This window comes from Pseudobutyrivibrio sp. ACV-2, assembly GCF_900107545.1.
GTDB lineage: Bacteria > Bacillota > Clostridia > Lachnospirales > Lachnospiraceae > Pseudobutyrivibrio.
The window spans coordinates 220,511-246,175 of sequence record NZ_FNQZ01000002.1; the positions used below are offsets into that span (position 1 = coordinate 220,511).

The following is a 25,665-nucleotide window of genomic DNA, read 5'->3' on the forward strand; positions in this document are numbered from 1 at the left end:
AAAGCCAACAACTCACTACTTTTGAGTCGTTGGCTTTTTTTAATTGAAGATATTAATAACTCTCTGGATAGTATGGAATGCCTCATAATCGTATCGCTCCACAGCTTCAATGACTATGATATCTGCATCCTTTATATCATTTTTGACCTCTCCCATATAATCCCTATGAGCAAAGGTACACTGGGTGAAATCTTTGGCTATGTATGGCTCCATGTTTACTCTAAAGCTGTCACCTATCAGGCATAGCTTTTTCTGGTTTGCTCCATTTGAAGTGGTGTGACATATCATTGCCTCTGGATTCAGTCCTTCCACAGTCACCTCTGGGCGATAGTTCATAGTGTATTCCACATCATCGTGAGTGACCATGGAATCAGGAATACCCATGTAGGTGTATAGCTCGTATTTATCAGCATCCTGCTGGCCTGTAACCCACATCATAGGGTCAGTCTGCTCCACTCCCATGGCTGCATAAAGTGCATTTGTACCATATAAAGCGCCTAAGTGATTCCAGTGTGAATCATATTTGTAATAAACCTGGTTTGAATTTGAGGCTACCATTTCCTCTAAAAGTGGATATGTAAAAGGTACAGTACTGGCTTCGTGGAACCTGTCATTGAATTGTTGGATGCGTCGATATGGATTGACCACTTCCACCGTAGGCATGTACTGGTAATAGACCGATGATTTGTTGGGAGCAATATAAATATATAGTTCCTTTCCCTGTGCAGCACATATACTTTGTAAAATATTTGCCAAATTAATGAAGTGCCTGGTCTCATCTTCTGATAGAATATTGGTTCCCTGATAACACTCTATCTCATTTTCCCCATATAAAAACAGCCATCCATCTCTGGCAATTATTACATCCTCGTATGTCTGAAGTGGATAAAAATAATCTGATATAACTTCCTCTGGCTCTTCTTTAGGGACCTCTTCTGCAGGCACTATTGGTTTGTTGGTCTTTCCTTTATCTACCGCGACCTCTTTTTTTGCAGCTGATTTAGTATATAGCTTCTGCCCCACTGCTGTTGCCACCACCTGATACTTGGCGTCGATAGCATCACTTAATGTTTTATACCAGGAAATCATGGTATATCTGAAAGGAATCCTGTCATCTATAAATCCTGATACACTTTCTCCCGTGCTTAAAAGCTGCTTCCACTCAATCTGCTGCATGTCACGCTTTTCAGTTTCCACTATCGACAAGCTGGCAAAGACTTCAGGATTAAAAAGGCGCAAAACACCACCACCTATCCAAGGGAAAGACAAAACCGTCAGGAAGACTATAATAAATATGTAGTTTTTTATCTTTCTATAATTCATATACAAGCCTCTTCAAATCCTATTAAAACTGATAATAAATAAAAGGATTATAGGTACCATTAACTAAAAACAGCATACTAAGCATAAGCAGCGCGAGACACACAAATGCATTTCCTTTTACCGCCTTTACACTCATATGATCCTGAATAAAGCCTGCCATTACAGGAGCACACACAAGGGCTATCACACTAAGACCAGATAGATAATTTATAAGGTTTAATGGCTTGAAACCACCTATAAACATTCTTGAAATAAACACACCTGCATCCATGATATTTTCCGCACGAAATACCACCCAAAGCAGTGTAACAATTATAAAAATAAGAAGTCTGTTTACAAATTTAACAGGATTCTTTTCCAAAATTTTGCCAAACCATAGTCTTTCTATAATAAGTAGAATTCCATAAACCACTCCCCAGACTAAAAACGTCCAGTTGGCTCCATGCCAGATTCCGGTAAGCAAGAACACCATAAATATATTCAGGCAAGTGTGGGAAATAGAGCATCTGCTGCCCCCCATAGGAATATACACATAATCCCTAAACCAGGTAGACAGTGAAATGTGCCAGCGTCTCCAGAATTCTTTTATGGATTCTGCTCTATATGGATGATTAAAGTTTTCCTTGAAATCAAAACCAAACATTTTCCCGAGGCCTATGGCCATATCTGAATAGCCGCTGAAATCATAGTAAATCTGGAATGTATAGCAGATGGCTCCAAGCCATGCGGTTGTAGCATCAAGATTTGACAGATTGGTTGCCCACACCTTGTCTGCAACAGCTGCTAACGTATTTGCGATAAGCACTTTTTTGCTGAGACCAAAACAAAATCTTTTAATTCCTTCTGCAAACTCGTACGACCCCACTTTTCTGTCTGAAAGCTGTGTGGCAATATCCTTGTAATGGACTATAGGACCTGCTATCAGCTGAGGAAAGCAGGAAATATAAAGTGCAAAATACCCCAGATTATCCTGAAGCTCAGCATCATCATTAAACACATCTATTACATATGACAGCGCCTGAAATGTAAAAAACGAAATACCTACAGGCAAAACTATCTGCTCTAGTCCAAGAGCCCCCGTACCAACTCCCGAGAAAATCCCAGAAGCCCTCTCAGCCTCTGTGAGCCCATCTGCAAAAAACAGATTTTCAATTGTAGCAATAAATAGATTGAAATATTTAAAGAAAAACAGAAGGCCTAAATCACAGGCTGTAGCCAATATCAATCCAAGCTTTCTCACAGAAATGCCATGCCTTCCAACCTTACACAAAAATCCACAGCCCCAGTTTATCAGGATTACCACAGCAATAAGCAGCAGATATTTAATCCCACCAAAGCCATAAAAAACAAGACTAAAGGCTAGCAATATATAATTTGATATTTGAATTTTATTATCTATTCCGCCTCCGCAAATTTTAGGTATACCATAGTATAAAAGCAAGCACAAAGGCAGGAAAATTGTACAAAATAAAAGTGAACTGAATACCAAGTCATTCTCCCCAAAACATTTATTTTCAATATATATCCATTATACCACTTTGATAGATGACTGTTGATTTATATTTATTGTTTCAATGTTTTGCCTCAACCTGAGCAATAGAATTTGATTCCTCATTATTAAGTAGAGAATAGCATTGTTAAATGATATAATAATGAACGTTGCCACCCCTAGACAGGCACAGGAAGGGGGTGTTAGTACGCTTGACGTAGTTGTTGCATTTTTAGTCTCTGTTATGGCAGGTATAGCTTGTCACTACATCTGCAAATGGCTCGACAGAGATGAATCTGGCAATGAGCCTAAGGATTAAGCCTCCTTGACCAAAAGGCATAGAAAAAGCTAGGAGCTGCAACTCCTAGCTTTTTTGTTAGTACGTTCAACATATGTTGTGCATTTTTTGTCTATCATTATTATAACAAGTCATCACAAAATGTCAAACTTTAGCTATTCTAAAAGCAATTTCCTAATAGGTCTATATTTCTTGTACCATCCAACCACTTTATCACATGCAAAAGCTCCAATAAATGTGAACAGAGTACACATAATCGCCTTTGTTGCAAAGCTTCTTTCTTCAAGCAGCTCCTGCACAAGCCTAATGGCGTAAAACTGGTTCAGATATATCAACAAGCTGATTCTCCCAAGCCATGCAAAAATTGGTTTATCAAAAATTTCATGGCAAGGATTGATATCAGAAAACGAAAGTATAACCGCAACCCACATGACAAATATAACTGGATAGCTATACTTTACATCCATCTCTGTGCAGGAATAATTAAACACTATAATGTAGCAAACCGCTTCCACTATAGCCAATACCCTCTTACCTCGTTGCGAAAAATTGTATTTGTTGTACTGTCTGGTAAGACTGTAAGTACTACAACCAAGTGCCATTTCAGACAGACCTCTCAAGAAGCACTTATAAAACATTCCTGTCCACCCATCAACGCCAGCGATGCCGTCATATTCGTGAGCCATGTACCCCAGTATGAAAAGTGCTAAAAGTGGACAGATGATTTTTACAAACACCTCGTAGTACTTTCGTATAAGAGGATAAAAAATAAATGTAACCATCAGCCACACATCCAGATACCAGGTAAGCTTGTTTACCCAGTTACTATCAAATCCAAATACCTGCAGGAAGAATATTGATGCCCAAGAATCTACAACATAATGATATCTATCCAGAGCAGTCTTCTCAAGAAAATACGCATTTACGATAATCGTAAGTATTATGGCAAATAAGTGATATGGAAAAATATTCCAAAACTTTTTCTTCATCACAAGTGCTGTTTCCGTTCCAAGAAACTCTATAGGCTGTTCTCTTTTAGCGTAGACGCTGGCTGCCAGCAAATATCCTGAAACCAGGAAAAAGAATTCAACCCCAATATACCCTCTGGCAAAAAAATTAAGCCCAGTATTTCCAAGCTCAATTACATCATCTCCTGCGAAGCGTTTGTGAATGTGAAAAAACAAGATAGCTAAAGCAAAAATAAAACGTAAAAACTCCACCCGTCCGTTTTTCTTTGACTTTGTCATGTTCGCCTCCTTAATATACACAATATTATACCCAACTTAATACTATATTTAAACAAAAAGCAAACCAGTGAATTTCAGGTTTGAACCTTACTGTCCACTGGTTTGGTTGGTTATTCAATGCCTTTTGATTCTAGCGATTAGATTTCCCACTACCCGGGCATGCTCGGGACTTGCAGCCGTTAGAGCGCGCCCATGGCGCGCAAACAAAAAATAAGGCCACCTCGAAAGGCGGCCTTAATCAAATTTACGCTGTTCTATGTCTATTATTATGTTTCTTTATCTTATGCGTGTGTTGAGACACTGACTCAGTCTTCTGCTCAAATGCTGCAAGGTCAGGATTGTCTCTATGATTTTTGCAATAGTTTTCATAAGCAGGAGTTTTATGCTTCTGGCTTGCCCAGATTTCATTAGCAACAGGAGCCCATTCTTTCGCATAGTCATCGGCTTTTTCACAGAGGTGGTCCACAGATTCTGGCGATTCCAAATTTGTCTGGCACGCACCAGTTTCATTTACCATCTTGCGGAGAAGCTCAGGGTTTTCAAGCATAGGGCAAGGTCTTAAATGATTTCTGTTGAATGGCTGTCCTTCGTGATAAGCCATGAATAGCGGGCTCTGCAATATTTCTAAAATAGATTTCTCGCGTATGTTTGAATCTGAATAGTGAATAAACACGCATGGTTCAGCATCCCCATTGGAGTTGATATGGAAATAGTTGCGACCACCTGCGATGCAACCACCAACAAATTCTCCATCGTTCTGAAAGTCCATTGGGAAGAACTCAATGTCACTTTTATCGGAACGAATTTCACGTATTCTTTCTATCATCTTTCTTCGCTGTTCTACTGTAGGCATCAATTCCTTAACAGCATTGTTTCCAACTGGCATGTAGTGGAAATAAAAACCGAAGCGTGCGCCCTTAGATGCAATAAAGCGAAGGAAATCGTCACTAGTGACGGCTTCAATATTATCTCTCGTATAGCAAATCGAAGTGCCATAGACAATCCCGTATTTCTTTAAAAGATCCATGGCCTTCATTACGGCATCATAATGGCCTTCACCTCTACGTTTATCATTTGTCTCTGGCGTGCCTTCTATAGAAAGCATAAATGTAAGATTTCCTAACTCAACGACCTTTTTACAAAGCTCCTCATCAATAAAAGTTGAATTTGAATATGCAGCAAAGAAACAATCATTATGCTTCTCACAAAGTCTAATAATATCCTTCTTTGCGCACATTGGCTCTCCCCCTGTCATCATATAGACATAAACACCAAGCGCCTTACCCTCAGTGACAATTTTATCCATATCCTCAAAGCTCAGCTTTACCTTATGTCCATATGTACCTGACCAACAACCAACACAATGCATATTACAAGCCATTGTTGGATCAAATAATATCAACCATGGAATGTTGCAATTGTATTTTTCTCTGTTGGCACGAATCATTTTTGTTCCCCTGAAAAAGGCTTCGTATCCGAGATTTAGCGCCATCTTATGAACATACTCTGGATTAGATTCATCGATAACCTTGTTAATAAAGTTAACCCAGCGGTTATCTGAATTTTGAAATGCCTTTCGAACTTTATCCAGGCTCTCTTTTTTAGCACCATCTTTCCCCCAAAACTTTTCAGCGTAATCGATTAGCTGCAGATAGTAATCAGTTCTATGGGAGTTGTCATTTAAGTTACTTAAGAATTTATGTATAGCAAGAGAAAAAGCTTCTCGCTGAATTGAATGTTTTATACTTGCAATTGTGTTTGCCATTATTCTACCTCCATCTACAAATAACCTTCTCTAAGTTAATGGTAGGCTGAATAGCCAGATACAGCAATAATCATCAATTGAGTTGTGTTGACAAAAGATGTACATTACTAAAAATATGTATAACAACCTGAATTTACTGGCAAAATCCTATCTATGATGATATAATTCTGAACATTGCTGACTAAAAATATAGTGATTAAGATTCAAACACATAGATATGGAGGAAAATAGATTGTTTGGCTGTACTATAGGTAGGGATGTAGTAAACATAGGTAGGCAAAAAGAGCTTGATTGGGCAAAGGCTTTCACAATTATAGTTATGGTTATAATCCATACATATGAGCAGTTCATGGCTTCAATATTTCTTTGGCCTTTTCTTCATGACAAATGACATTACAACATTTCCACTTTTCCTGTGGCTCTATTATCCTTTGATTGGTATGGCTTTTGCTAATGTGCTACGTCGTGTCACAGATAAGGGAAGCTTTTATTTCAGAATATTACTTACAGGTATAACAGGAACAATTCTTGTATCGGTTATTTATATTTTTGCTGGAATAGATATCAAAACAATGTTTATGCTTTCGGGCAGAGTGTTCTATGCACAGACAATCCTGCATTATATTTTCACAACATTTGTAATTATGACTGCGCTTCCAATTTATTATGGATGTTCTAAATATATTAGATTTGCTCCAATAGAAAAAATGGTAGCTTATCTGGGAAACAATCTACCAACAATTTATATTGTTCAATGGATTGTTATCCACTATGTTCAGGGAATTATGACAACTCTTGGTATACCTTGGTTTGAGAAACCAATGATTATTCCAGCAGGACTAGTAATTGTAGTTGTATCTGTTAGTATTACAGCTTTATGGAGAAAAATAAGAATCGGAAAATAATCAAAAGGGGCTGTTAAAAAACTCCCCTAAAAGGTAAGGCTTCAGCACCAATAGTCACTGAATCCTATCCTTTTTAGGGGAGTTTTTTAACAGCCCCTTTTACTCATATTTTTTAATTATTATCTTAAGAATCCAGCCACAATCTGCTCCTCGGCCTCTTCTTCTGTAAGACCAAGAGACATAAGCTTGATAAGCTGATCACCGGCGATTTTACCGATGGCTGCTTCGTGGATGAGGGCAGCGTCTACATTTTTAGCATCAAGCTTTGGAATAGCAACTACGTGTGCATTGCCCATGATGATGGCATCGCAGGCTGCGTGTCCGTTGCAGGCTGTGTTACCCTCTATGGCAACCTCGAAAATCTGCTCTGAGTCATCCTTGGCAACCGAACGTGAAACAACGTCTGCGCTGGCACCCTCACCATTCAAAGCCACCTTGTAATCAGATGTGGCTGACTGACTGCCGTGAGTCATAAGTGCTTCGTGAATCTGAAGTGTGGCTCCTTCCTTAAGTTCTGCAAGATTAGTGCGGACAGTAGAGTCAACGCCCTTAATCTGCACCATCTCCATCTCTACAAAGCTACCTTCCTCCTGGTAAACCTCTGTAACAGGATTAAGGATGCGGGCTCCCTTGCCATCACCCTCGCCGTAGTGCTTTTCTACGTACTTAACTCTTGCATTTTTGCCTACATGGAATGTATGAATACCGTCGTGCTGTGAATCCTGGTCACCGCAGTTTGAGATACCGCAGCCTGCTACTATAGTAACATCTGCATCCTCACCAACGTAAAAATCATTGTATACCATATCCTTAAGTCCGCTTTCTGTGAGGACTACAGGAATGTGCACGCTTTCACCCTTTGTGCCTGGCTTGATAATGATATCGATACCTGGCTTGTCCTCCTTTGTAACGATGTCAATATTGGCAGTAGTGTTGCGGGCTGCGCTGGCACCGTTAGCACGGATATTATAAGCTCCCTGTGGGATACCATCTAAATCTGCAACCTCGTGCAGAATGTTCTGTTGAATTGCATCAAGAGCCATTACTCGTCACCTCCTAATCTCTCGCAAGCAATACTTGCTGCTGAATCTGTACCAAGGAGCTGTGGAAGGATTTCATCCTTTGGTCCCTGCTTCTTTACCTTGCCGTTTTCGATTACAACGATTTCATCGGCAATGTTAAGGATACGCTCCTGGTGTGAAATAACGATAATAGTTCCGTTGACTGTCTTTCTCATATTTTCAAAAACCTTGATAAGGTTCTGGAAACTCCAAAGATCGATACCTGCCTCTGGCTCATCAAAAATAGACAGCTTTGTGCCACGGGCAAGTACTGTAGCGATTTCGATACGCTTAAGCTCTCCACCTGAAAGTGATGAGTTTACCTCGCGCTCTACATAATCCTTTGCGCAAAGTCCTACCTTTGAAAGGTACTCACATGCTGCAGCAACTGATATTTTTTCTCCTGCAGCAAGGCGAAGTAAATCGATTACTCTGATACCCTTGAAATGAACTGGTGCCTGGAATGCAAAGCTGATGCCCATTTTTGCACGCTCAGTGATATTTTTTTCAGAGATATCCACTCCATCTAAAATAATCTGACCTGAAGTAAGCTGATTTACACCCATGATAAGCTTTGCAAGTGTAGACTTACCTCCACCATTTGGTCCTGTGATGACAATGAATTTGCCATCTTCAACTGTAAGGTTGAGTCCATCAATGATTTCCTTTGTGGAATCATTTTCATCATCAACCCTATAGGTAAGGTTTTTGATTTCTAACATTTCTATACTCCTATTCTATAGCGTGGCCATCCGTGCCAGCGGAATCTTTCAAAAAGATCTAGCCACAACTAATGTACTAACTAAAGTCACAATTGATATATTACCACGATTTAAAAATTATTTTTAGCACTTATTGGTAAACAAAAGGCCTACTGATAAAAACTATCAGTAGGCCTGAATTTCTATTGCTGTACTGCCACAGTTGACACATTTTCGATTATTTCATTTGAAGGCTGTGCTTGCGCCTCTGCCTGCGCATCTGCCAAATTAGCCGCTGTCTTTTTCTCGATAATCTGCTGATTTACAAGGCTATAAATAAGCTTATAGCTCTTATTTGTGTAGTGGATACCATCCTTGGACGAAAGCCTTCCCGCCACCTGAGAATAGGTATCAAGGTAAGTAACATCAGCGCTAAGTCCCTGCTGCATTTTGCTGTTCCAGCTTTCGATAAGACTATTTGTAATGCCAGGATAATTTGAGGTTTCAAATACCATTGGGTTGACCGACACATAGTAAACATTTGCTCCACGATCTGTCCACTCTGCCGCCTTTTTGTTTATGTATGACACATATTTTTTAGTATTTGAAAGGCTTCTGACATCGTTGACACCCATCATGATGATTACGTCAGAGTTGGCATTGATAGCAGAATCCACAGCTGGCACACCTGTACTTTTCATCCATGACAGGCCCATGCCAACCTTTGCAGACCAAAGATTGCTGTTTTTCCCAACAGCACTCTTCATGCCCACTGTTCTGGAATCACCAATCATAACAAGCTGACGTGACGCCTGGTCGGCTGTGACCTGTGCCAAAATCTGTTCTTTTTGTAGCGCCTCGTCAACCTGACCTACTATCTGTTCCTCAGCCACTGTAACATCCTGAATGGTCTCCTGTTCAACTACCGGAACCTCTGGTTGCATAATTACAGGAGCCGGCTGTTCGGGCTGGATCTCCTCGGCCATGGTATTTTTTTTAGAGAGCACACACAAGCTCAATAACAATACTACTGCAATACTTTTTATATATTTTTTATCCATAATCTCTTTCTAAAATTAATATAGTTACAAACCTTTTGCATTATAGTACTCATTTGTGTCGAATTTGTTAAAATTTCACACCTGATATGAAATATATCATTAAAAATATATTCTGTCAAAATTTATTTTTCCCCTTAATTGTGATATCATTTTCTATGTTTGAAAGGAAAATGATAATATGTTAGCTAATTACCATTCACATACGGTCAGATGCAATCACGCCTCTGGCACAGAAAGAGAATACATTGAAAGTGCCATCAAAAATGGCTTCAAGATTTTAGGATTTTCAGATCACACTCCACAGCCATACCCACCACAGTATGAATCTCACATCAGAATGGGAATGGACGAGGTTGAAAACTACACAGACACCCTTGTAAAGCTTCGTGAGGAATACAAAAACGACATCCAGATTTTTATCGGCTACGAAGTGGAATACACCCACAAATATTTCGACAAACTAATCCCTCACCTAAAGCAATACCCTTTAGACTACATCATCCAAGGACAGCACTTTGTACCAGATGAATTCAACGGATTCTATTCAGGCGCAATGATGGACGATGAAGAAAAGCTTGCCGCATATGCCGACCTCACCATAGAAGGAATGCACACTGGCCTGTTCAGCTATCTGGCTCACCCAGACTTAATATACTACGACGGACCAGACGAAATATTCCAGAAACACATGAAGCGAGTAATCCAGACCGCTATCAACCTAAAGCTTCCCCTTGAAGTAAACATGCTAGGCTTCAGAGATGGACGCAACTATCCAAGCGACCGCTTCTTCTCCCTGGCCTCAGAAATGGGCGCGTCCTTTGTAATAGGCTGCGACGCCCACAACCCACTGGATATGAAACAGCCTGAAGACGTTCCAGAATTTATGGACTTCCTAAATAAGAACAACATCACCTACGGTGACAACGTAATCGAGCTAAGACCTGTATAGGCCTTAGCTTTTTTTGACGGGCTCCTCTAAACTTGGTGTCCGGCTCCAGCCCCATTATGGCCCCCGCGACCCACACCTTCAATCAGGCAAAGTCCAAGAATTTGTATTTTCTAAATGGTACAATCAAGCTTCTTTTATTGGTAGGTGTTCTTTCAATGTTTTACATTTCTTCTCAGCTGTATGCCCTACACAGACACATATATAAACTATAGAAATATTTCATCAGCCAGGTGGCAGGATACCCCCTACGATTTTGGAATGAACCTAGTGGTAATGGTAAGTGAGTTTTGCTAGTTTGGGCAGACCGAGCCATGGACGGCGAGGTCAAGGAGATGCTGAGCACGGATGCGAATATCGACTGGTGCCCAAACTATCAAAACTCACTTGCCAATTACCACTTGGTGAATGGAGTATGAGTAGGGGGTATCCTGCCACCTGGCTGATGAAATATTCCGGAGACTAAAAATGTGTCTGTGTAGGTCACACATCTTCGGCGAAATGTAAAAGCAGTGAACGGACACCTACGTGAAGCTTGATTGCACCATTAAGAAAATACAAAATTCTTGTCCAAATATGCCTGTTTGAAGGTGTGGGTCGCGGGGGCCATAAGGGGGCTGGAGCCGGGGCAAAAATATAGGGGAGCCCGTCAAAAAAGACCTGGCTCCCCTGTTGTATCAAAAACTGTGAGTGGTAGTTTTATCGCTGGCCTCTCATGCGGCTTAGGTATGAGGATGCAGCGGTGGTGTATGAAGTTTTCGGTGTAAATTTTGGTTCAGGTGGTTTTGGCTTGTCAGAAGATGGTTTCAGCTCCTGGATGAAGGTGGACTGCTTGTCGGCGTATTTGAAGATGGTGAGCTTGTCCTTGGCGCGGGTTATACCTACGTAAAATATACGGCGCTCCTCTTCGTAGTTTTTCTTTTCCTGGGCTGTGGCCTTCTCAGGGTTTCTGATAACTTTGTTTGGGAACACTCCATTTATTACATCTATCATGTACACATTGTCGTACTCTAATCCTTTGCTGGAGTGGATGGTTGACAGGATGAGTTTTGCACCGGGTACATTTTTCTTTTCCTGCAATATCATTCTCAGCTCATTTAGTCGGTTGATGAAGGATGGAATATCCTGCTCCTGTTTGGCTAGCATCTTTAAGATGAACACTTTGTTTGTGTCGATGTTGTTCGATATCAGATACTCGCCATAGCCCATGAATTTTTCAATGCGATTGATGGCCTTATATGGAGTTTCATTTGCCATGTTTTTAAAATGGGTTCGAAGTGAACGGCAATTCCCTAGAATGTGTCCCTTTATATCTACAAACTCTGCTGCATCCAAAATCCCTGAATGATTGCGCTCTGCAATGCGACACATCTCTATGGCATCCTTTTTGCTGAGGTAGGTCTGGAATTTAAAATATATCTTCATGAAGATTTCTTCGTCCATTGGCACAAATGCAAAGCGAAGCATATTTATAATGTCAATGACTACCCTGTTGGTGAAGAAAGCCATGTCAGCACTTCTGATGGTATATGGGACGGAGGAACGCTCCAGCAAATCAACTAGTGGAAGTATGCTTTCGTTGTCTCTATAGAGGATAGCCGTTTTTTCCTGAATTTCTCCGGCTACCTTTAACAGATACTGGTACTGCTTTTGTCTGTCGATTGGCACCAAACTGATTTCACTTGTAGCTTCCTTGGTGGCGCAGATGTGTTTTTTATGTCTGTCTCTGTTGTGCTGGATAAAGATATCAGCTGCTGCAATAATGTTGGCGTTGGAGCGATAGTTTTTATCCATGAAAAGAACTTTCGCCCCTGGATGGTCCTTTTCGAAATTCAAAAGAGCATCAGGATATGCTGCTCTGAAACCATATATACTTTGATCCTCGTCGCCTACCATAAATAAATTGCCGTCACTACCTGCCAGCAAGGATATAATCATGTGTTGAATTTTTGAAGTGTCCTGAGCCTCATCAACACAGATATATCTATATAGTCTCTGGTAATAGTCTCTTACTTCCTTGGAGCCCTTTAGAATCCTGTAAGCGTAAATCATCTGGTCATCGTAGTCCATCAGGCTTCGGGTTTTAAGCTCATTGTTATAAATATCGTATATACGAAGTAAATCTATCTCCTCGGTCTTTCCCAGGTCTTTTATCTCTTCCTTAGTCAGGCACATATTTTTGCAATATGTAATCAGAGTACGGATATTTTTAATATCACTTTCTGTTGGGAACTCGCCTACCACGTTGATATAAATATTAGTCAGTAGCCCTGCGGTGTCCTTATCATCACTACATAATTCAAAGGATGGTTTGCCTATGAGTCTGCCGTAATAGGCTATGATTTTGGCACAGATTCCATTGATGGTACGAAACTCAAGTCTGCCGGAAAGCTGGTCTCCAAAAATGTGATTGAATCTTGATGCCATGTCCTTTGTGGCTGCTACAGTATAAGTCAGTGTAAGTATATTTTCAGGGGCGATACCCTTGCAGTAAATCATGTAGCCTAAGCGATTTACAAGCACTGTGGTTTTGCCGCTGCCTGGTACTGCAAGAAGTAGTACTGGGCCTTCCACAGTCTTTACCGCCTCAAGCTGTTGTGGGTTTAAGCTGGCTCCATATGTATCTAAAAAATTCTGTTCTGTCATATATCTTAATTTCTATTCCTATAAAAAAATGGTGAAAGTTTATAGGAATATGCACCCTATAAACTTTCACCATTATATCCAATCCTTATATGTGAGACAAATAGTATTCTCAATAGGCTCATCTGCGCAGACTGCCACCTGATGATATTCGTCTATACGATACACCCGAAACTGCTCAGGCGATACATTACTTCCATTCTCCAGCACTCTGTAAACATCATCAACAGCTCTCACTTCGAAGCTCTGAAAATCTTTGCCTAGCCCTGTTCCAAGCTTTTTTACATAGCTTTCTTTAATGGTCCATATCTTAAAGAAATAGTCCTGTTGCGCCTCAGGAGAAAGCCCTGCTAATTCAGCCTGCTCTGCTTTTGTAAGACAATGTCTGGCTAGAAGCGCAAAGTCTCTTACCTTAATATGCTCCACGTCTATTCCAACAGGCTTTTCAGAAATGGCACACACAATCCAATCCCCGGAGTGGGATAGATTAAATTCCACTCCAGGTGCATTTTTCAGTGTAGGTTTACCACTTGAGCCATATTCAAACTCAATATCATCAGGATTAAATCCCTGCTGCCTCAGTGCCTGTCTAAGCAACAATTCAGCATACAGACAACGAATTTTATCCTTCGGCTTTTTGTATCTTTCCACTCGCGCCTGACGCTCTGCTGAAATGCAGCTGCACAGCTCAAAAAACCTTTCATCTATATTTATATCTGAAATATTTAACCCGTACTGTTTAACCATTAGCCTGCTCTACTACATGTCCATCCTTTAGTCTGATTACCCTGTTACCATATTGGGTGGATTCCTCAGAGTGGGTAACCATCACTATAGTTTTACCACTTTCTCTATTAATTTTCTGCAAAAGTTTTAAAACTTCTACACCGGATTTGCTGTCCAGATTTCCTATAGGCTCATCGGCAAATATGATGTCTGGATTTGTCACAAGTGCTCTGGCGATGGCTGTTCTTTGCTGCTGACCACCAGACAGCTCTCGTGGTGTGTGCTTTCTTCTTTCCTGAAGACCTACCAGAGTTAAAAGCTCATCTACCTTTTTCTTTAGCTCCTTTTTATCTGCCCCGTCTAAAAGAGCTGGAAGCATGATATTTTCCTCTACAGTGAGGTTTGGAATCAGGTTGTAAAACTGGAAGATAAAACCGATTTCCTTTCTGCGCATTTTGCTTTGAAGCTCGTCGCTTAGCTTGCTGATTTCCTTGCCGTTGATAACGATGTTGCCCTCGGAAACGTTGTCCAAGTCACCCATCAAATATAAAAGGGTGCTTTTACCTGAACCAGAAGGACCCATGATTGATACAAAATCTCCATCCGAAATTGTAAGATTTATATTTTTTAAAACTGGCACACTTGCCTTACCTAGTGCAAAGCTTTTGCTTACGTTGTTTACTTCTATCATTTGAAACCCTCCCGATTACTCGTACTTGATGCACTCTATTATGTTTAACTTTCTGCTGCGTGAAATTGGAATAATTGAAATCATGCACATCACTCCAATTCCAAATATCGTAAATACGATATATAGGGTTAGATTATATTTCATTGTTACGTTGCCGAATATGAAGCTTAGCATATATGGAACAATGTTTAAAATTCCTGTTGCTGATATGAATGCAAATAATACTCCAAATACGCCAAGGAAAAATGATTCCTTAAGAAATAACTGACGCATGGTTTTGGCGCTCATTCCAACTGTTCTATACATGGCAAGCTCTCTTTGTCTGGTGGCAAAGCACACCAGCACGTTGTTTACCATACCGATGATTCCAATTATAAGAGCAAGTATCGCATATGCGTTAATGATTCTAAATATGCTTACAATCAAATCACTGTTAATCTCAATCAGTTCATCAAGTGTCTGAATGCTGATTAGCTCTTCTAAAAATTCAGCCTTTATATTGTTTCTCACCTGCTCGACTGATGCTTTATCTGCCACCTTTACATAGGTGTTTGTGTAGTAAGTAACCTCGTAGTCACTGCTGAGATTAGCTGCGGAAATAAATCCGATATTGCCCAGCTTAAATGAGCTATCCACAAGACCTGTAACTGTATAGTCATAGCTCTTAGCACCTACCTTAATGCTGATGATATCACCAACCTTTACACCTACCTTAGACGCAATCAGTTCAGTCAATACTATGTTTCTTCCATCATTTAAGCTGCATAAAGCCTCATATGCCTCATCGCCGATTTCTGCACCCATGTAATCGAAAAAGCTTTCATCATCAATTCCATACAAAGTATTGAAGTAGAAATTTTTATCCTCTATCTGAGCCAGGCTGATTTCGTAAGAGTTTGCAAATGACTCTACACCCTCAACCTCTGATAGTCTGTCGCAAAAATCCTGATCAATGGCTCTTCCTACCAGCGAGATATCATACAAATGATAGGTTTCATATACACTGTTAATAGTGTTTGAAATAACATTTGAAATATTTGAAATAATAAGTATGCTGGCCACTGCAATTTGAAGGAGTCTTACTATGTTGAGAAGAGTTTTGTTTGTCTCGATATTTCTCATAGCAAGCATTGTGGTATTGTCAGAGCTTTTTGCAAATAGCTTTGCGATAAAGTCAATAGCAAAAGGAACAAGCATCAGTGTTACCACAATAATAACCGTCATGCATACGATAGTAACTATCATGCAAAGCAGGCTTGTGCTTAATGTATGTGGAATAATGATGCATAACCCATAGATAGCCACAAGTACAATAAGCTTTAATAGCACATGCTTTTTTGCTTTTTTCTTTTCTGTATCCAGGTCTAAAATAATATCCTTTGTGGATTTCTTTAGTGCCTTAAAAAGTGGTGGTATAGCACTGACCATGGTAAGAACAACTGATAACAATAGTGTCTCTACTATCTGCATTCCGCTTACGGATACTGTAAGCTTTGTTCCCTCACTGAGCTGCTGCACATAGGCAACTACAATAGTATATAAAACTGCTATACCGAGGATTGAGCCTATGGCACCACCAACTAATCCCCAGATAATACTTTCTACCGTAAATACGAATTTTAATCTGCGTTTTGATAGCCCCACGCTTCTAAAGGTTCCAATGGCTGGCATTCTCTCCAATGTAATCAGATTAAACGAGGTATAAATAATGAAGATACTCATGAAAATTACTGTGAGAGCCGACACCATAAATGGCATAACAACGGTGTTTACAGCCTGATTTAAATCTGATTCGTTTACAGATGCCTGAACAGTGCAGTTTTCCATTGCTTCAGTTAACTGGTCTATAGTGTCATTTACATCAGCTCCATCTGCAACCTTTAAGAAAAACAGATTGCTCATTTCAGAAACACCATAAGTTGTCTCTAAGAAATCCTTTGGAACGATGGCACGGTAGCCTGTACTTTCATTTAGGAAAAATCCTACCTGCTCTGCCAGACCTACTACTTCAAGTGAAGCAACCTCACCATTTATTTTGATATCAACAGTGTCACCGACCTTGGCTCCAATTTCTGTTGCAAACACCTGGCTTACTATGATTTTGTTACCCTCAAAAGAGGAAGTGTCACCTGCTTCAGCCAGCTCATAACTATTAAAGGTCTCTAGGTCCTCAAGAGTTGTACCCCATAGATTTATATACTCTGAATTTTCTATATCGTCAGGATTGTAAAGGCCCTCCACACTCATGATGTTTATCTGGTAATCAAGTTTTTCAGATGTAGCAGTCAGGGAATCATTCGCTATGAATTCAGCCCCGCCAATCTCATCCTTTAAAGCAACCTTGATATCAGAGCTTCCACCTAGCTGCACTGCCTGATCCACATACATCTGCCGACAGGTATTTTTCATACCTATGGTGGCAAAAAACAGGGCTGAGGATACAGCTATAGATAAAAGCACAAGTATGGTCCTGACTAATTTTTCCCGCACATTATTTAAAATGTATTTTACTATTAAGCTCAAGTTGACCTCCTGTTTTAGTAGTTATTGCACATCTCAATATTTCTATAAACGTAGTCAAATACTTCCTCTAGATTGTTAAACAGATAAAAATGGTTTCCCTCAAAATAAGTGATTTCACATTCCCTTGCGGTAAGCTCATTCCATTCTGAAACACCACCCATAAGAAGCGGGTCGCTCATACCACACAGGATGGAAATATTACAATCCACTGGCTCCCTGCCTGGCACAGGCTTGTAATTTTCAAGCAGGCTATAGTCAGATCTAAGGACTGGCAAAAACAGTGCTCTAAGCTCTGGATTTTTAAATATCTCCTCTGAGGTCTGCTCATTTTTTAAAATATGCTGTATGAATTCTTCATCACTCAGAGTTGAAAATGAAAGGCTTCGCTCCTTGTAAGGGGAATTATTACCTGAGAAAAACATATGCATTGGAAGAGGCATTCCCTCTGATTTAATTTTGTAATACAGCTCGTAAGCCAGCCAGCTTCCCATGCTGTGCCCAAAGACTACATATTCTCCATTTTCTATTACATCCTTGCACTGAAGGTAAATATCATCTACAGCTTCCTCAAAGGTATTTACTAAATTCTCATCAAATCTTCCACCATGACCGGGAAGCTCCACTATTTTAAAATCTACATATGCATCCGCAAATTTCAAAAAATCATAGTATGCAGATGCCATTCCTCCTGCGTGAGGAATTACAATGACAGTTGTACCCATCTTATCACTCCTTGTGTATTTACTCCATTAATAAATATGTTCCTACCCGATTTAATTCATCGATTTTCCCCTTCACTATAACTCTGCCATTCATTATCTCCTCCATGAGGCTGGCCTTGTGACCCACAATGGCTGATATAGTTTCAAAGCTGCTTTTTAGGGTAATATCTGCAGTAGGACTTTTTTCCATTGATGAAGTAAGCTTTCCATTTTTAATATCAAAAAAGCAGTATTTTTTCTCGTCTCCGTTGAATACAAATTGTGCACTAAAATCTGTATCTGTGTCCTCACCCTTTGGTTTAAAAAACAGTTCAACATATTCTACAAAGCTTTCTACGGACTTTGGTAGCACTCTGCCGTGGTCATGTAGTCTGTTTTTAATGTACTGTTGAATAGTTACCTTTTCTTCCTGGCTTAGCTTCATATTCAGATTGTGAAGTGAAACCACTTTTTCCAAATCGTCTAAATCCTGTGAGACTTTTTCTATGGTATCCTGTGAGATTGCATTAGTTTTAGCCAACTCTTCACCTGCTTTAAATGCCGCCTCAAGTATTTCGTCTTTTTTGTCTGCATACACAGGGCTAAACAGGATTGCATCGGAGTTTCCTCTGTAAAGCTCAGCTATAAGCTTGTCGTCAAAAAGATATTTTAAGTAAGCTGACATCTGCATGAAGGCATGACTTTTGTGCCATGACGCTGCCGATATAGCAACTATCTTTGGAAATGGGCCTCTGAAATTCTGAACCACCATATCTCCTTTTGCTATCTGCTTTGGATCAAGATAAGGAAACAGACGCTCTATAAAATTTTTCATCACCGCATTTAGCATTCCAAAATAGATAGGAGAGGCAAGCACCACTACGTCTGCTTCTATGAATTTTGTATATAAGATTTCAGTCATCTCATCCTTTATGATGCAGTGTCCATTTGTAACTGTAGAACAGGCTCCACATCCCATGCAATGCTTGATATTCATACGAGTTAAATCGTACCCTTCCACATCAGCACCAGCCTCACGCATTCCCTTTGCAAACTGAGATGCCAGCACCTGAGTCACACTATATTCCTTTTCCTTTGGACTGGAAGTTAAAACTAAAGCTCTCACACATATCCTCCTAAAGGCTTTTATGCCAAATAATATTTCTTGCAGCTAAACATGAAAATCGGTCCTGTTATGCCGCCTAAAAGTCCTGCACAAATCATCATCATGCTGTACTGAACTCCTGCAATTGCCACTGCGACACCGCCGATGTAAAAGACTACTAAAAGCATGAGCTGTAAGCCGCAAACCACTCCAAGGATTCCCATCTTTTTAGTGAATCTGCCTGTTAAAAGTCCGATTAGATTTGTAATGAAAAATCCAAGACCATAAAGCCCCCAGGTCCATAAGAAAAATGAATCGATAGGAAAATAATGAATTCCTGTAATTGTATCCATGCTAATTCCGGCCTTGTACTGGTTTAACATGATTTTTGTAACCTCTACAAAATGTACCCAGTTCACAGCTGCCAAAACTACACCTGATAGCATAAAGATTTTGGCTGCATTTAATAAGCCGAAAAATTTGTCATTGTTCTTTGAGACATATAACACGAATGCCGGAATGATAAGCACGTTTAACATATTGTTAAATGCAAATAATAATCTCCAGGTCACGTTTATATATGGATTGTTTAGTAATGTGTCAAAGCCCTCGCCACCTGAAATGTACATTCCAACCGGATCGATTGCAATCAATACCGTAATTACGAAGTAGATAATTGCAGAAACTGCTGTTGCAATTCCACCCACTGTTAATATGCTTCGCTCCTTTGGTGAAAAGGATGAGTTAATTCTTTTATATGTTTCCATACTGTAACTAGTCACGCTACAACCTCCTGTTCATCGCCAATGCTTAGGCGATCGATTCTTGTTTTGAAAAATAAACCTATGGTAACAATGCAGATTCCACAAATAACAAACATAAGACCTATGCCACGGCCTTCGCCTGTTCCAAATATTCTGCCAAGGTTATTGTAGAAATAGCCGCCCTCTTTAAACATAGGTTCAAAAATATAATCTGCTAAAAGCCCCGCCACTGAGTAGGCCACTATGTAGCCTGCTTGGACCAAGGCGCCATGTATTGCATATACTCTGCCCTGCATTTTCTTTTCGATGGTAGTGCGAAATACCACATCCACGTAGGTGTTGATATAGGGTATTGAATAAAAAAATGTGATGCAGGCCACGATAATAAATAAATAGTTCTGGGTCAGACCGACCATGGCATACCCTATTCCCATAAGGATTACATATGAATAGATTTTGCTGTAAAGGTTTTTAGGAAGCTTTACAAACATTACAAGCACACTTCCTGCCACCATTCCCAAGGCTGAAATGGATTCGCCAATTCCAAGCCAGGTCTGTGTGGAAAAAGATAAAATCATAGGTCCAATCAAAACGATTAAAAATCCCATAAAGAAATTTACAAGCATTCCCATGATGATAAGCTTTACATTTTCCTTGTAATCTCTTAGGTACTTCATTCCCTTTTTGATGGATACTAAAAGCTTTTCCTTTTCATCCTCTTTGTCTGATACCTTTAGCGGTACCTTTATCCAAAAGACAATCAGTATGACGATTAAAAAAGATGCAGCATCAAGTAAAATCACATTTTCAGCACCCATGATTGGAAGTAAAATTCCTGCAAGCAAAGGAGATATAATGTACTGGGCTGACGCCGATACCTGAATCATTCCACTTGCCACCTGATAAAATTCTTCTGGTATTAAAAGTGTGATGCAGGATGTGTAGGCTGGCACAGAAAGGCCTGTTCCGATGGAGCTTACTATCATGCAAAGGCAGATGTGCAGTATGCTTATGGCACCTGCCTCAAAATGAAGCAGGAAAAACAGCAGCACTATGCCAAACCCTGCAAGCATATTTCCGATAATCATTATCAATCTGCGACTGTATTTATCAGCCAGGGCTCCCGCCACTGGCCTGATTAAAATACTAGGTGCAACTGTGGAAAGGGTTATCAGTGAATAGTAGCTTGCCATACCAGTCTTTTGATAGATATCAACGCTTAAAGCAAAGCCTGTAATTCCTGTTCCTATAACTGATAGAAATTCCCCAAACCACAGCACAAAAAACTTTATTTTTTCGTTCATGCCATCAATCTCCTATCCTTAAAGAAGCCTACTGTCTTTTTAAAGATTTCTTCCATGCTGTCTACATGAAGTCGTTCCTCTACATTACAAAGCTTTTTAGCATTGCTGTTGTCGTAAGAAACATTTATCTCTTCTATTTCAGTTGGACTTAAGAATGGAAGAAGCTGTGCGCACACACTGCCCATATCCTCGGTAGCCTTGTCAGATACCTTTTTGTACCAATCCTGATAGGTAGCAAATTCAATATTGTAGCCACAGTCGTTAAGCCACTCTCTGATTAGCTCTGCAGAAATGTTCTGTCTCATGTTCAGGTTCACTGTGTGGTTGTTTTCAATGTCTGCTTTTGAAATGTCTACGATGGTATCTGCCAGCAAATCTACCGGTGTCATTTCTGATGGCACATTGCTGTCCATAAAGCTGTTTATCTCAACACAGGCTCTTACCAGCATCCATAGGAAATCCTTGGTCTGGCATGCTCCGTTTTCAGTGCAGCCTACGATTCTGCCTGGACGATAAATATTTACTTTAAGTCCCTGCTCTCTGGCTTTTCGAAGCAAAGCTTCTGCAACAAGCTTTGTCATTCCATAGCCACCTTGATTTTTAAGCTTTCCACAGTCTGGGATATCATCCTCAAGGACTTTGTTTTTTGCCGAACCATCAAATACAGAAACTGTGGATACATAATGGATAGCTTTTCTTTTTGCCTGTGCTGCAAGCTTTATTATCTCTGCCGTACCAAGCACATTTGCTGCTCTAAGCTGTTCATATGAATAGCCATAAAGGGCAATGGCGCCGTTGTGATATATCTCATCAACTGTGTTTGCAAGCTCAGCAAACTGGTTTTCATTTAGGCCAAGCAAAGGCTGTCCCAAATCACCGGCGATGGCCTTCACACGATGTAACTGACTCAGCACATCAATTCCATAGTATTTAAGATTTGAAGCTACACGCTCGAATGCCTTTACAGCATCCTCAGCTCTCACCAGACAATAAATATTGCAATCCGTTTTCTCTAATAATGACTTAAGCAAATATGCGCCTAAAAATCCTGTGGCACCTGTCAAAAGCACGTTTTCACAGGTGTTTGCATATGGAACACCTGCTTCAATAGCAAGTGGCATATCTAAATCCGCTTCCCAGCCCTCTGTTACATCAGCCTCTGCATTTTTAGGATTCGCATTTACGATATAGTCTTCCACAGCCTTGACTGTTGGCTTTGTAAAGAAATATCTGTATGGAACCTCTACCTTAAATTTTTCATTGATAAGATATGTAAGCTTGGTAACTAAAATTGAGTTACCACCCAGGTGGAAGTAATTATCGTATATACCGATTTTTTCAGTATTGATTGTCTGCCTAAAAATTTCCACAAGCTGCTTTTGAAGCTCTGTGGTAGCCTCTACAAATTCCTCACCTGAGCCTAGGCTTTCACCTTCAAGCTCCCTTAGCTTTCTTTCATCTACCTTGCCATTTGATGTAAGTGGAATAGCATCCACCTTTAGGAACTTGGCCGGAACCATGTAGTCTGGAAGTGTGTTTTTCAAATAGTTTGAAAGGTCTATGCTGTTAACCTTTGTTCCTTCCTTTATCACAAGAAATGCCACAAGTTCAAGTGAGCCCATGCCGTTGTCTTGCGATAATACACTTACTTCCTGAATAGTAGGATGGCTTAGGAGCCTTGTCTCTATCTCTCCGATTTCAATACGGAAGCCTCTGATCTGAACCTGCTTATCGATACGTCCTAAATATTCAAGCTCACCATCTGCGTTTATTCTTACAAGGTCTCCTGACCGGTATAGCCTTTCACCTGAAGCAAATGGATTATCAATAAACTTCTGGTTTGTAAGCTCCGGCAGATTTAAATAACCACGGGCCACACCGCTTCCACCTACTACAAATTCGCCCTTTACACCTGCCGGTACAAGCTGCATATTTTTATCTAATACATAGCCCTTATAAGTAGGCAGTGGCTTGCCGATTGTGTTTACACCATTTTCGATGATGTCTCTTGTAAGACGTCTAAAGGTAACGTGTATGGTGGTCTCTGTGATGCCATACATATTGATAAATTCTGTATCTTCGTAGCGACTTGCCCAGCCCTTTAATTTAGCGGTGTTCAGCGCCTCGCCACCGAAAATAATCATCCTTACAGAAAGCTCTTTATTTTCATAAGTAGCTTCTTCTTTATCGAGCACATAAAACGCTGATGGAGTCTGATTTAAAATGGTAACTTCATTTTCTACCAACATCCTTCTGAAGCGTTTTACATCTCTGGCCGCATCCTCAGATACGATGACAAGCTTTCCACCATTTAACAGACAGCCATACATTTCCCAAACTGAGAAATCAAAATTGTAGGAATGGAACATGGTCCACACATCATTTTCTGTAAAGTTAAATAGTGCTGCGTTGTCCTGAATAAGTCTGGTGACACTTTTGTGCTCCAGTAATACACCCTTAGGCTTTCCTGTTGTGCCTGAAGTGTAAATAATATATGCAAGCCCATTTGGATTGTAATGTGATGCAAACTCTTCAGACTCATTTTCACATTCCTTTGCCAGCTCTTTACAAGTGACAAGAGCCGGGGAGAGTTGCCTGTCACTTATAAAGTTCTCGCTGACAATGCATATTTTTGCATTACAATCCTTAAGCATGTAATCAATACGTTCTATTGGAAGGTGGGTGTTCATAGGAACATAGCATGCACCCGCCTTTAAAATTCCAAGGATAATTGCCAGACAGTCAATGCTTTTATCAAGGATAATTGCTACCTTATCCTCATCAGCTACACCCTTTTTTTTCAGATAGTTTGCAATTCGATTTGCCTTTTTATTTAAAGCATCATAGGTGATTTCAAATACCTCATCTGTAATTGCAATTCTGTCCTTAAACTGGGCTGCCTTTTCCTCAAACACCTGGTGAATAGCCTTGTTTGAAAGTGTCCCTTTATAGGTCTCATTCCATTCGTTTAACAAATATTGCTTTTCAGCATCTGAAATGTAGTCAGCCTCTACAATGCTTGTGTTTGGATTTTCGAGAACCCAGCTGCAAAGCTTTTCAATATTTTTAAGAAGACGCTTGATGGTGCTTTCCTTAAAGTAAAGACCGTTGTAGGTCATTATGAAATTGATACCTGAAGGGTTTTCCTTGACAAGCAGATTGTAGTCATATTTACCCCAGCCAAGGTTGTAATCCAATTCGCATATACGATAATCATTTTCCTCTACTCTGTAGTTATAAAGGATGTCAAACAAAGCAGTACGGCTCATATCGTTTTCCGGATTGATTTCCATAACCAGCTTGTCAAATGGAATAACACTGTGTTCCCTGGCATCATCCAATGTGTTGCCCACTATTTCAGCAATATCTATAAATGATTTATCCTCATCCAAATCATCACTTAATAAAACCAGATTTGACATAGGTCCCATCACCTGCTTCAAGCTCTCCTGCCGTTTATCGCAGATGCTTGTTCCAATGTTTATCTCTGAAAGATTAGAGTATTTCATAAGAATGATTTTAAATACTGTAAGGAAGAACTTTTCTTTAGAAATTCCATAACGGATACTAAACAGATTAAGCTCATCAAGTAGTTCCTTTGATAGTGGATATTGTTCTACAGCAGCTTTATAAATGTGGACTGCTGCACGCTTTTCATCAGTAGGGATTTCAAGAGCCTGAATCCTCTCATGGAGTCGTCCCTTCCAGTACATAACCTCTTTTTCGATTATGTCATCTGCCATGTCCTTTTGCTGCATAGCAAGCTCCTTATAGGTTTTGGCTTCAGACTCATCAGAGGCAACCAACATATCTGGATCCAGGAAGGCTCCAAGCAATGCTGTCATATCATCCTCATCATCCTCGGCATCTATATGAGGCTCCTCTCCGGCTTCAAGCTGCTGATACACCTGTAAAAATGCATCCTTGAACAGCTGTTTTGTTGTATCATCGCAAATCAGATGGTGGAGCGTAACAAGAAGATATGACTCACAAACATTTACGTTAAGCATGATAGCCTGAATCAGGCTGCCTGAAATACCTTTAATAAATGCCTCGTCATTAAATTTTAGAAGGGTATCCACTGCCTCGTCACAGGTCACATTTCCATTTTGCTTGTCAATAACACAAAATGGAATTGTCACATCCTCAGATATTTCCTGGAACACCTGATTGTCTACTGTTACAACTCTGGTTCTTAAGATTTCGTTTTGCTCTGCCAAAAAATCCAAGGTTGCCCTTACGGTTCTTTTATCAAAACCATCCTTTGCATAAAGTATCAAAGGAATGTTGTGATAGACAGGGCCACCCTCATATAGGCTGCCTCTTTCAAAGGCATCAATAAACCAGATTCTCTCCTGGTGATAAGATCCTACATATTTCATTACATTGCCTCCCAATATTGACCCTCTAAA

19 protein-coding genes are annotated in these 25,665 nt (G+C 40.1%); 3 read left to right on the top strand and 16 right to left on the bottom strand.

The window, feature by feature from the left end:
* Positions 1–39: 39 nt before the first annotated feature.
* Both BLV53_RS03760 and BLV53_RS03765 read right to left on the bottom strand, forming a co-directional pair.
* Positions 40–1,323, bottom strand: coding sequence for an alginate O-acetyltransferase AlgX-related protein (locus tag BLV53_RS03760; protein ID WP_090297256.1), 1,284 nt, complete (start codon positions 1,321–1,323; stop codon positions 40–42).
* 22 nt (positions 1,324–1,345) lie between these two features.
* The gene (locus BLV53_RS03765) at positions 1,346–2,812 is read right to left on the bottom strand and encodes an MBOAT family O-acyltransferase (protein ID WP_170830743.1); all 1,467 of its coding nucleotides are present in this window, start codon (positions 2,810–2,812) and stop codon (positions 1,346–1,348) included.
* Between the two features lie 145 nt (positions 2,813–2,957).
* Here BLV53_RS03765 and BLV53_RS16840 point away from each other — a divergent pair, with 145 nt between their 5' ends.
* On the top strand, positions 2,958–3,131 hold the full coding sequence (locus BLV53_RS16840; RefSeq protein ID WP_207646214.1) for a hypothetical protein: 174 nt from the start codon (positions 2,958–2,960) through the stop codon (positions 3,129–3,131).
* 134 nt (positions 3,132–3,265) lie between these two features.
* Here the strand turns inward: BLV53_RS16840 and BLV53_RS03770 are convergent, their stop codons facing one another.
* On the bottom strand, positions 3,266–4,357 hold the full coding sequence (locus BLV53_RS03770; protein WP_090297262.1) for an acyltransferase family protein: 1,092 nt from the start codon (positions 4,355–4,357) through the stop codon (positions 3,266–3,268).
* Positions 4,358–4,601: 244 nt separating this feature from the next.
* The gene (locus BLV53_RS03775) at positions 4,602–6,122 is read right to left on the bottom strand and encodes a radical SAM/SPASM domain-containing protein (RefSeq protein WP_090297264.1); all 1,521 of its coding nucleotides are present in this window, start codon (positions 6,120–6,122) and stop codon (positions 4,602–4,604) included.
* Positions 6,123–6,460: 338 nt separating this feature from the next.
* Between BLV53_RS03775 and BLV53_RS03780 the strand changes: the two genes are divergently transcribed.
* Entirely contained in the window at positions 6,461–7,027 is a 567-nt protein-coding gene (locus BLV53_RS03780) for a hypothetical protein (RefSeq protein WP_139298923.1), read from the top strand.
* Positions 7,028–7,146: 119 nt separating this feature from the next.
* Here the strand turns inward: BLV53_RS03780 and BLV53_RS03785 are convergent, their stop codons facing one another.
* From BLV53_RS03785 to BLV53_RS03795, 3 genes are all read right to left on the bottom strand, one after another.
* Positions 7,147–8,070 carry a SufB/SufD family protein gene (locus BLV53_RS03785; protein ID WP_090297270.1) on the bottom strand — a complete coding sequence of 308 codons (924 nt, stop codon included), beginning with the start codon at positions 8,068–8,070 and terminating at the stop codon, positions 7,147–7,149.
* Positions 8,070–8,810, bottom strand: coding sequence for an ABC transporter ATP-binding protein (locus BLV53_RS03790; RefSeq protein WP_090297274.1), 741 nt, complete (start codon positions 8,808–8,810; stop codon positions 8,070–8,072). The genes BLV53_RS03785 and BLV53_RS03790 overlap by 1 nt, the downstream gene beginning before the upstream one ends.
* A gap of 182 nt (positions 8,811–8,992) precedes the next feature.
* Positions 8,993–9,850, bottom strand: coding sequence for an SGNH/GDSL hydrolase family protein (locus tag BLV53_RS03795; RefSeq protein WP_090297278.1), 858 nt, complete (start codon positions 9,848–9,850; stop codon positions 8,993–8,995).
* Positions 9,851–10,028: 178 nt separating this feature from the next.
* Here BLV53_RS03795 and BLV53_RS03800 point away from each other — a divergent pair, with 178 nt between their 5' ends.
* A complete protein-coding gene (locus tag BLV53_RS03800) occupies positions 10,029–10,799 on the top strand; it encodes a histidinol-phosphatase (protein ID WP_090297281.1) in 771 nt (256 codons plus the stop codon).
* A 696-nt stretch (positions 10,800–11,495) separates the two neighbouring features.
* On the opposite strand, the gene BLV53_RS03805 is transcribed toward BLV53_RS03800, so the two are convergent.
* From BLV53_RS03805 to BLV53_RS03845, 9 genes are all read right to left on the bottom strand, one after another.
* Positions 11,496–13,442, bottom strand: a complete 1,947-nt coding sequence (locus BLV53_RS03805) for an ATP-dependent helicase (RefSeq protein WP_090297284.1) — start codon at positions 13,440–13,442, stop codon at positions 11,496–11,498.
* Positions 13,443–13,514: 72 nt separating this feature from the next.
* Positions 13,515–14,186: a 4'-phosphopantetheinyl transferase family protein gene (locus BLV53_RS03810; protein ID WP_090297286.1), complete on the bottom strand. Its 672-nt coding sequence runs from the start codon at positions 14,184–14,186 to the stop codon at positions 13,515–13,517.
* Positions 14,179–14,856 (bottom strand): ABC transporter ATP-binding protein, encoded by a 678-nt coding sequence (locus BLV53_RS03815; protein ID WP_090297289.1) that lies wholly within the window; start codon positions 14,854–14,856, stop codon positions 14,179–14,181. Before BLV53_RS03815 ends, BLV53_RS03810 begins: the two co-directional genes overlap by 8 nt.
* A gap of 15 nt (positions 14,857–14,871) precedes the next feature.
* On the bottom strand, positions 14,872–17,379 hold the full coding sequence (locus BLV53_RS03820) for an ABC transporter permease (protein ID WP_090297292.1): 2,508 nt from the start codon (positions 17,377–17,379) through the stop codon (positions 14,872–14,874).
* 14 nt (positions 17,380–17,393) lie between these two features.
* The gene (locus BLV53_RS03825) at positions 17,394–18,101 is read right to left on the bottom strand and encodes a thioesterase II family protein (protein ID WP_090297295.1); all 708 of its coding nucleotides are present in this window, start codon (positions 18,099–18,101) and stop codon (positions 17,394–17,396) included.
* 19 nt (positions 18,102–18,120) lie between these two features.
* Entirely contained in the window at positions 18,121–19,206 is a 1,086-nt protein-coding gene (locus BLV53_RS03830; RefSeq protein ID WP_090297299.1) for an NAD(P)H-dependent oxidoreductase, read from the bottom strand.
* Positions 19,207–19,226: 20 nt separating this feature from the next.
* Complete coding sequence (locus BLV53_RS03835) at positions 19,227–19,967, bottom strand: hypothetical protein (RefSeq protein ID WP_090297302.1); 741 nt, start codon at positions 19,965–19,967, stop codon at positions 19,227–19,229.
* On the bottom strand, positions 19,964–21,253 hold the full coding sequence (locus BLV53_RS03840; RefSeq protein WP_090297305.1) for an MFS transporter: 1,290 nt from the start codon (positions 21,251–21,253) through the stop codon (positions 19,964–19,966). The genes BLV53_RS03835 and BLV53_RS03840 overlap by 4 nt, the downstream gene beginning before the upstream one ends.
* The gene (locus BLV53_RS03845) at positions 21,250–25,635 is read right to left on the bottom strand and encodes a non-ribosomal peptide synthetase family protein (RefSeq protein ID WP_090297307.1); all 4,386 of its coding nucleotides are present in this window, start codon (positions 25,633–25,635) and stop codon (positions 21,250–21,252) included. Before BLV53_RS03845 ends, BLV53_RS03840 begins: the two co-directional genes overlap by 4 nt.
* Positions 25,636–25,665: the final 30 nt, after the last annotated feature.

Bases quoted from the DNA above. Each gene is read 5' to 3' on its own strand.
- BLV53_RS03760 (WP_090297256.1), bottom strand. From the start codon at position 1,323: ATGAATTATAGAAAGATAAAAAACTACATATTTATTATAGTCTTCCTG.
- BLV53_RS03770 (WP_090297262.1), bottom strand. From the start codon at position 4,357: ATGACAAAGTCAAAGAAAAACGGACGGGTGGAGTTTTTACGTTTTATT.
- BLV53_RS03775 (WP_090297264.1), bottom strand. From the start codon at position 6,122: ATGGCAAACACAATTGCAAGTATAAAACATTCAATTCAGCGAGAAGCT.
- BLV53_RS03780 (WP_139298923.1), top strand. From the start codon at position 6,461: ATGAGCAGTTCATGGCTTCAATATTTCTTTGGCCTTTTCTTCATGACA.
- BLV53_RS03785 (WP_090297270.1), bottom strand. From the start codon at position 8,070: ATGGCTCTTGATGCAATTCAACAGAACATTCTGCACGAGGTTGCAGAT.
- BLV53_RS03790 (WP_090297274.1), bottom strand. From the start codon at position 8,810: ATGTTAGAAATCAAAAACCTTACCTATAGGGTTGATGATGAAAATGAT.
- BLV53_RS03795 (WP_090297278.1), bottom strand. From the start codon at position 9,850: ATGGATAAAAAATATATAAAAAGTATTGCAGTAGTATTGTTATTGAGC.
- BLV53_RS03800 (WP_090297281.1), top strand. From the start codon at position 10,029: ATGTTAGCTAATTACCATTCACATACGGTCAGATGCAATCACGCCTCT.
- BLV53_RS03805 (WP_090297284.1), bottom strand. From the start codon at position 13,442: ATGACAGAACAGAATTTTTTAGATACATATGGAGCCAGCTTAAACCCA.
- BLV53_RS03810 (WP_090297286.1), bottom strand. From the start codon at position 14,186: ATGGTTAAACAGTACGGGTTAAATATTTCAGATATAAATATAGATGAA.
- BLV53_RS03815 (WP_090297289.1), bottom strand. From the start codon at position 14,856: ATGATAGAAGTAAACAACGTAAGCAAAAGCTTTGCACTAGGTAAGGCA.
- BLV53_RS03825 (WP_090297295.1), bottom strand. From the start codon at position 18,101: ATGGGTACAACTGTCATTGTAATTCCTCACGCAGGAGGAATGGCATCT.
- BLV53_RS03840 (WP_090297305.1), bottom strand. From the start codon at position 21,253: ATGAACGAAAAAATAAAGTTTTTTGTGCTGTGGTTTGGGGAATTTCTA.
- BLV53_RS03845 (WP_090297307.1), bottom strand. From the start codon at position 25,635: ATGAAATATGTAGGATCTTATCACCAGGAGAGAATCTGGTTTATTGAT.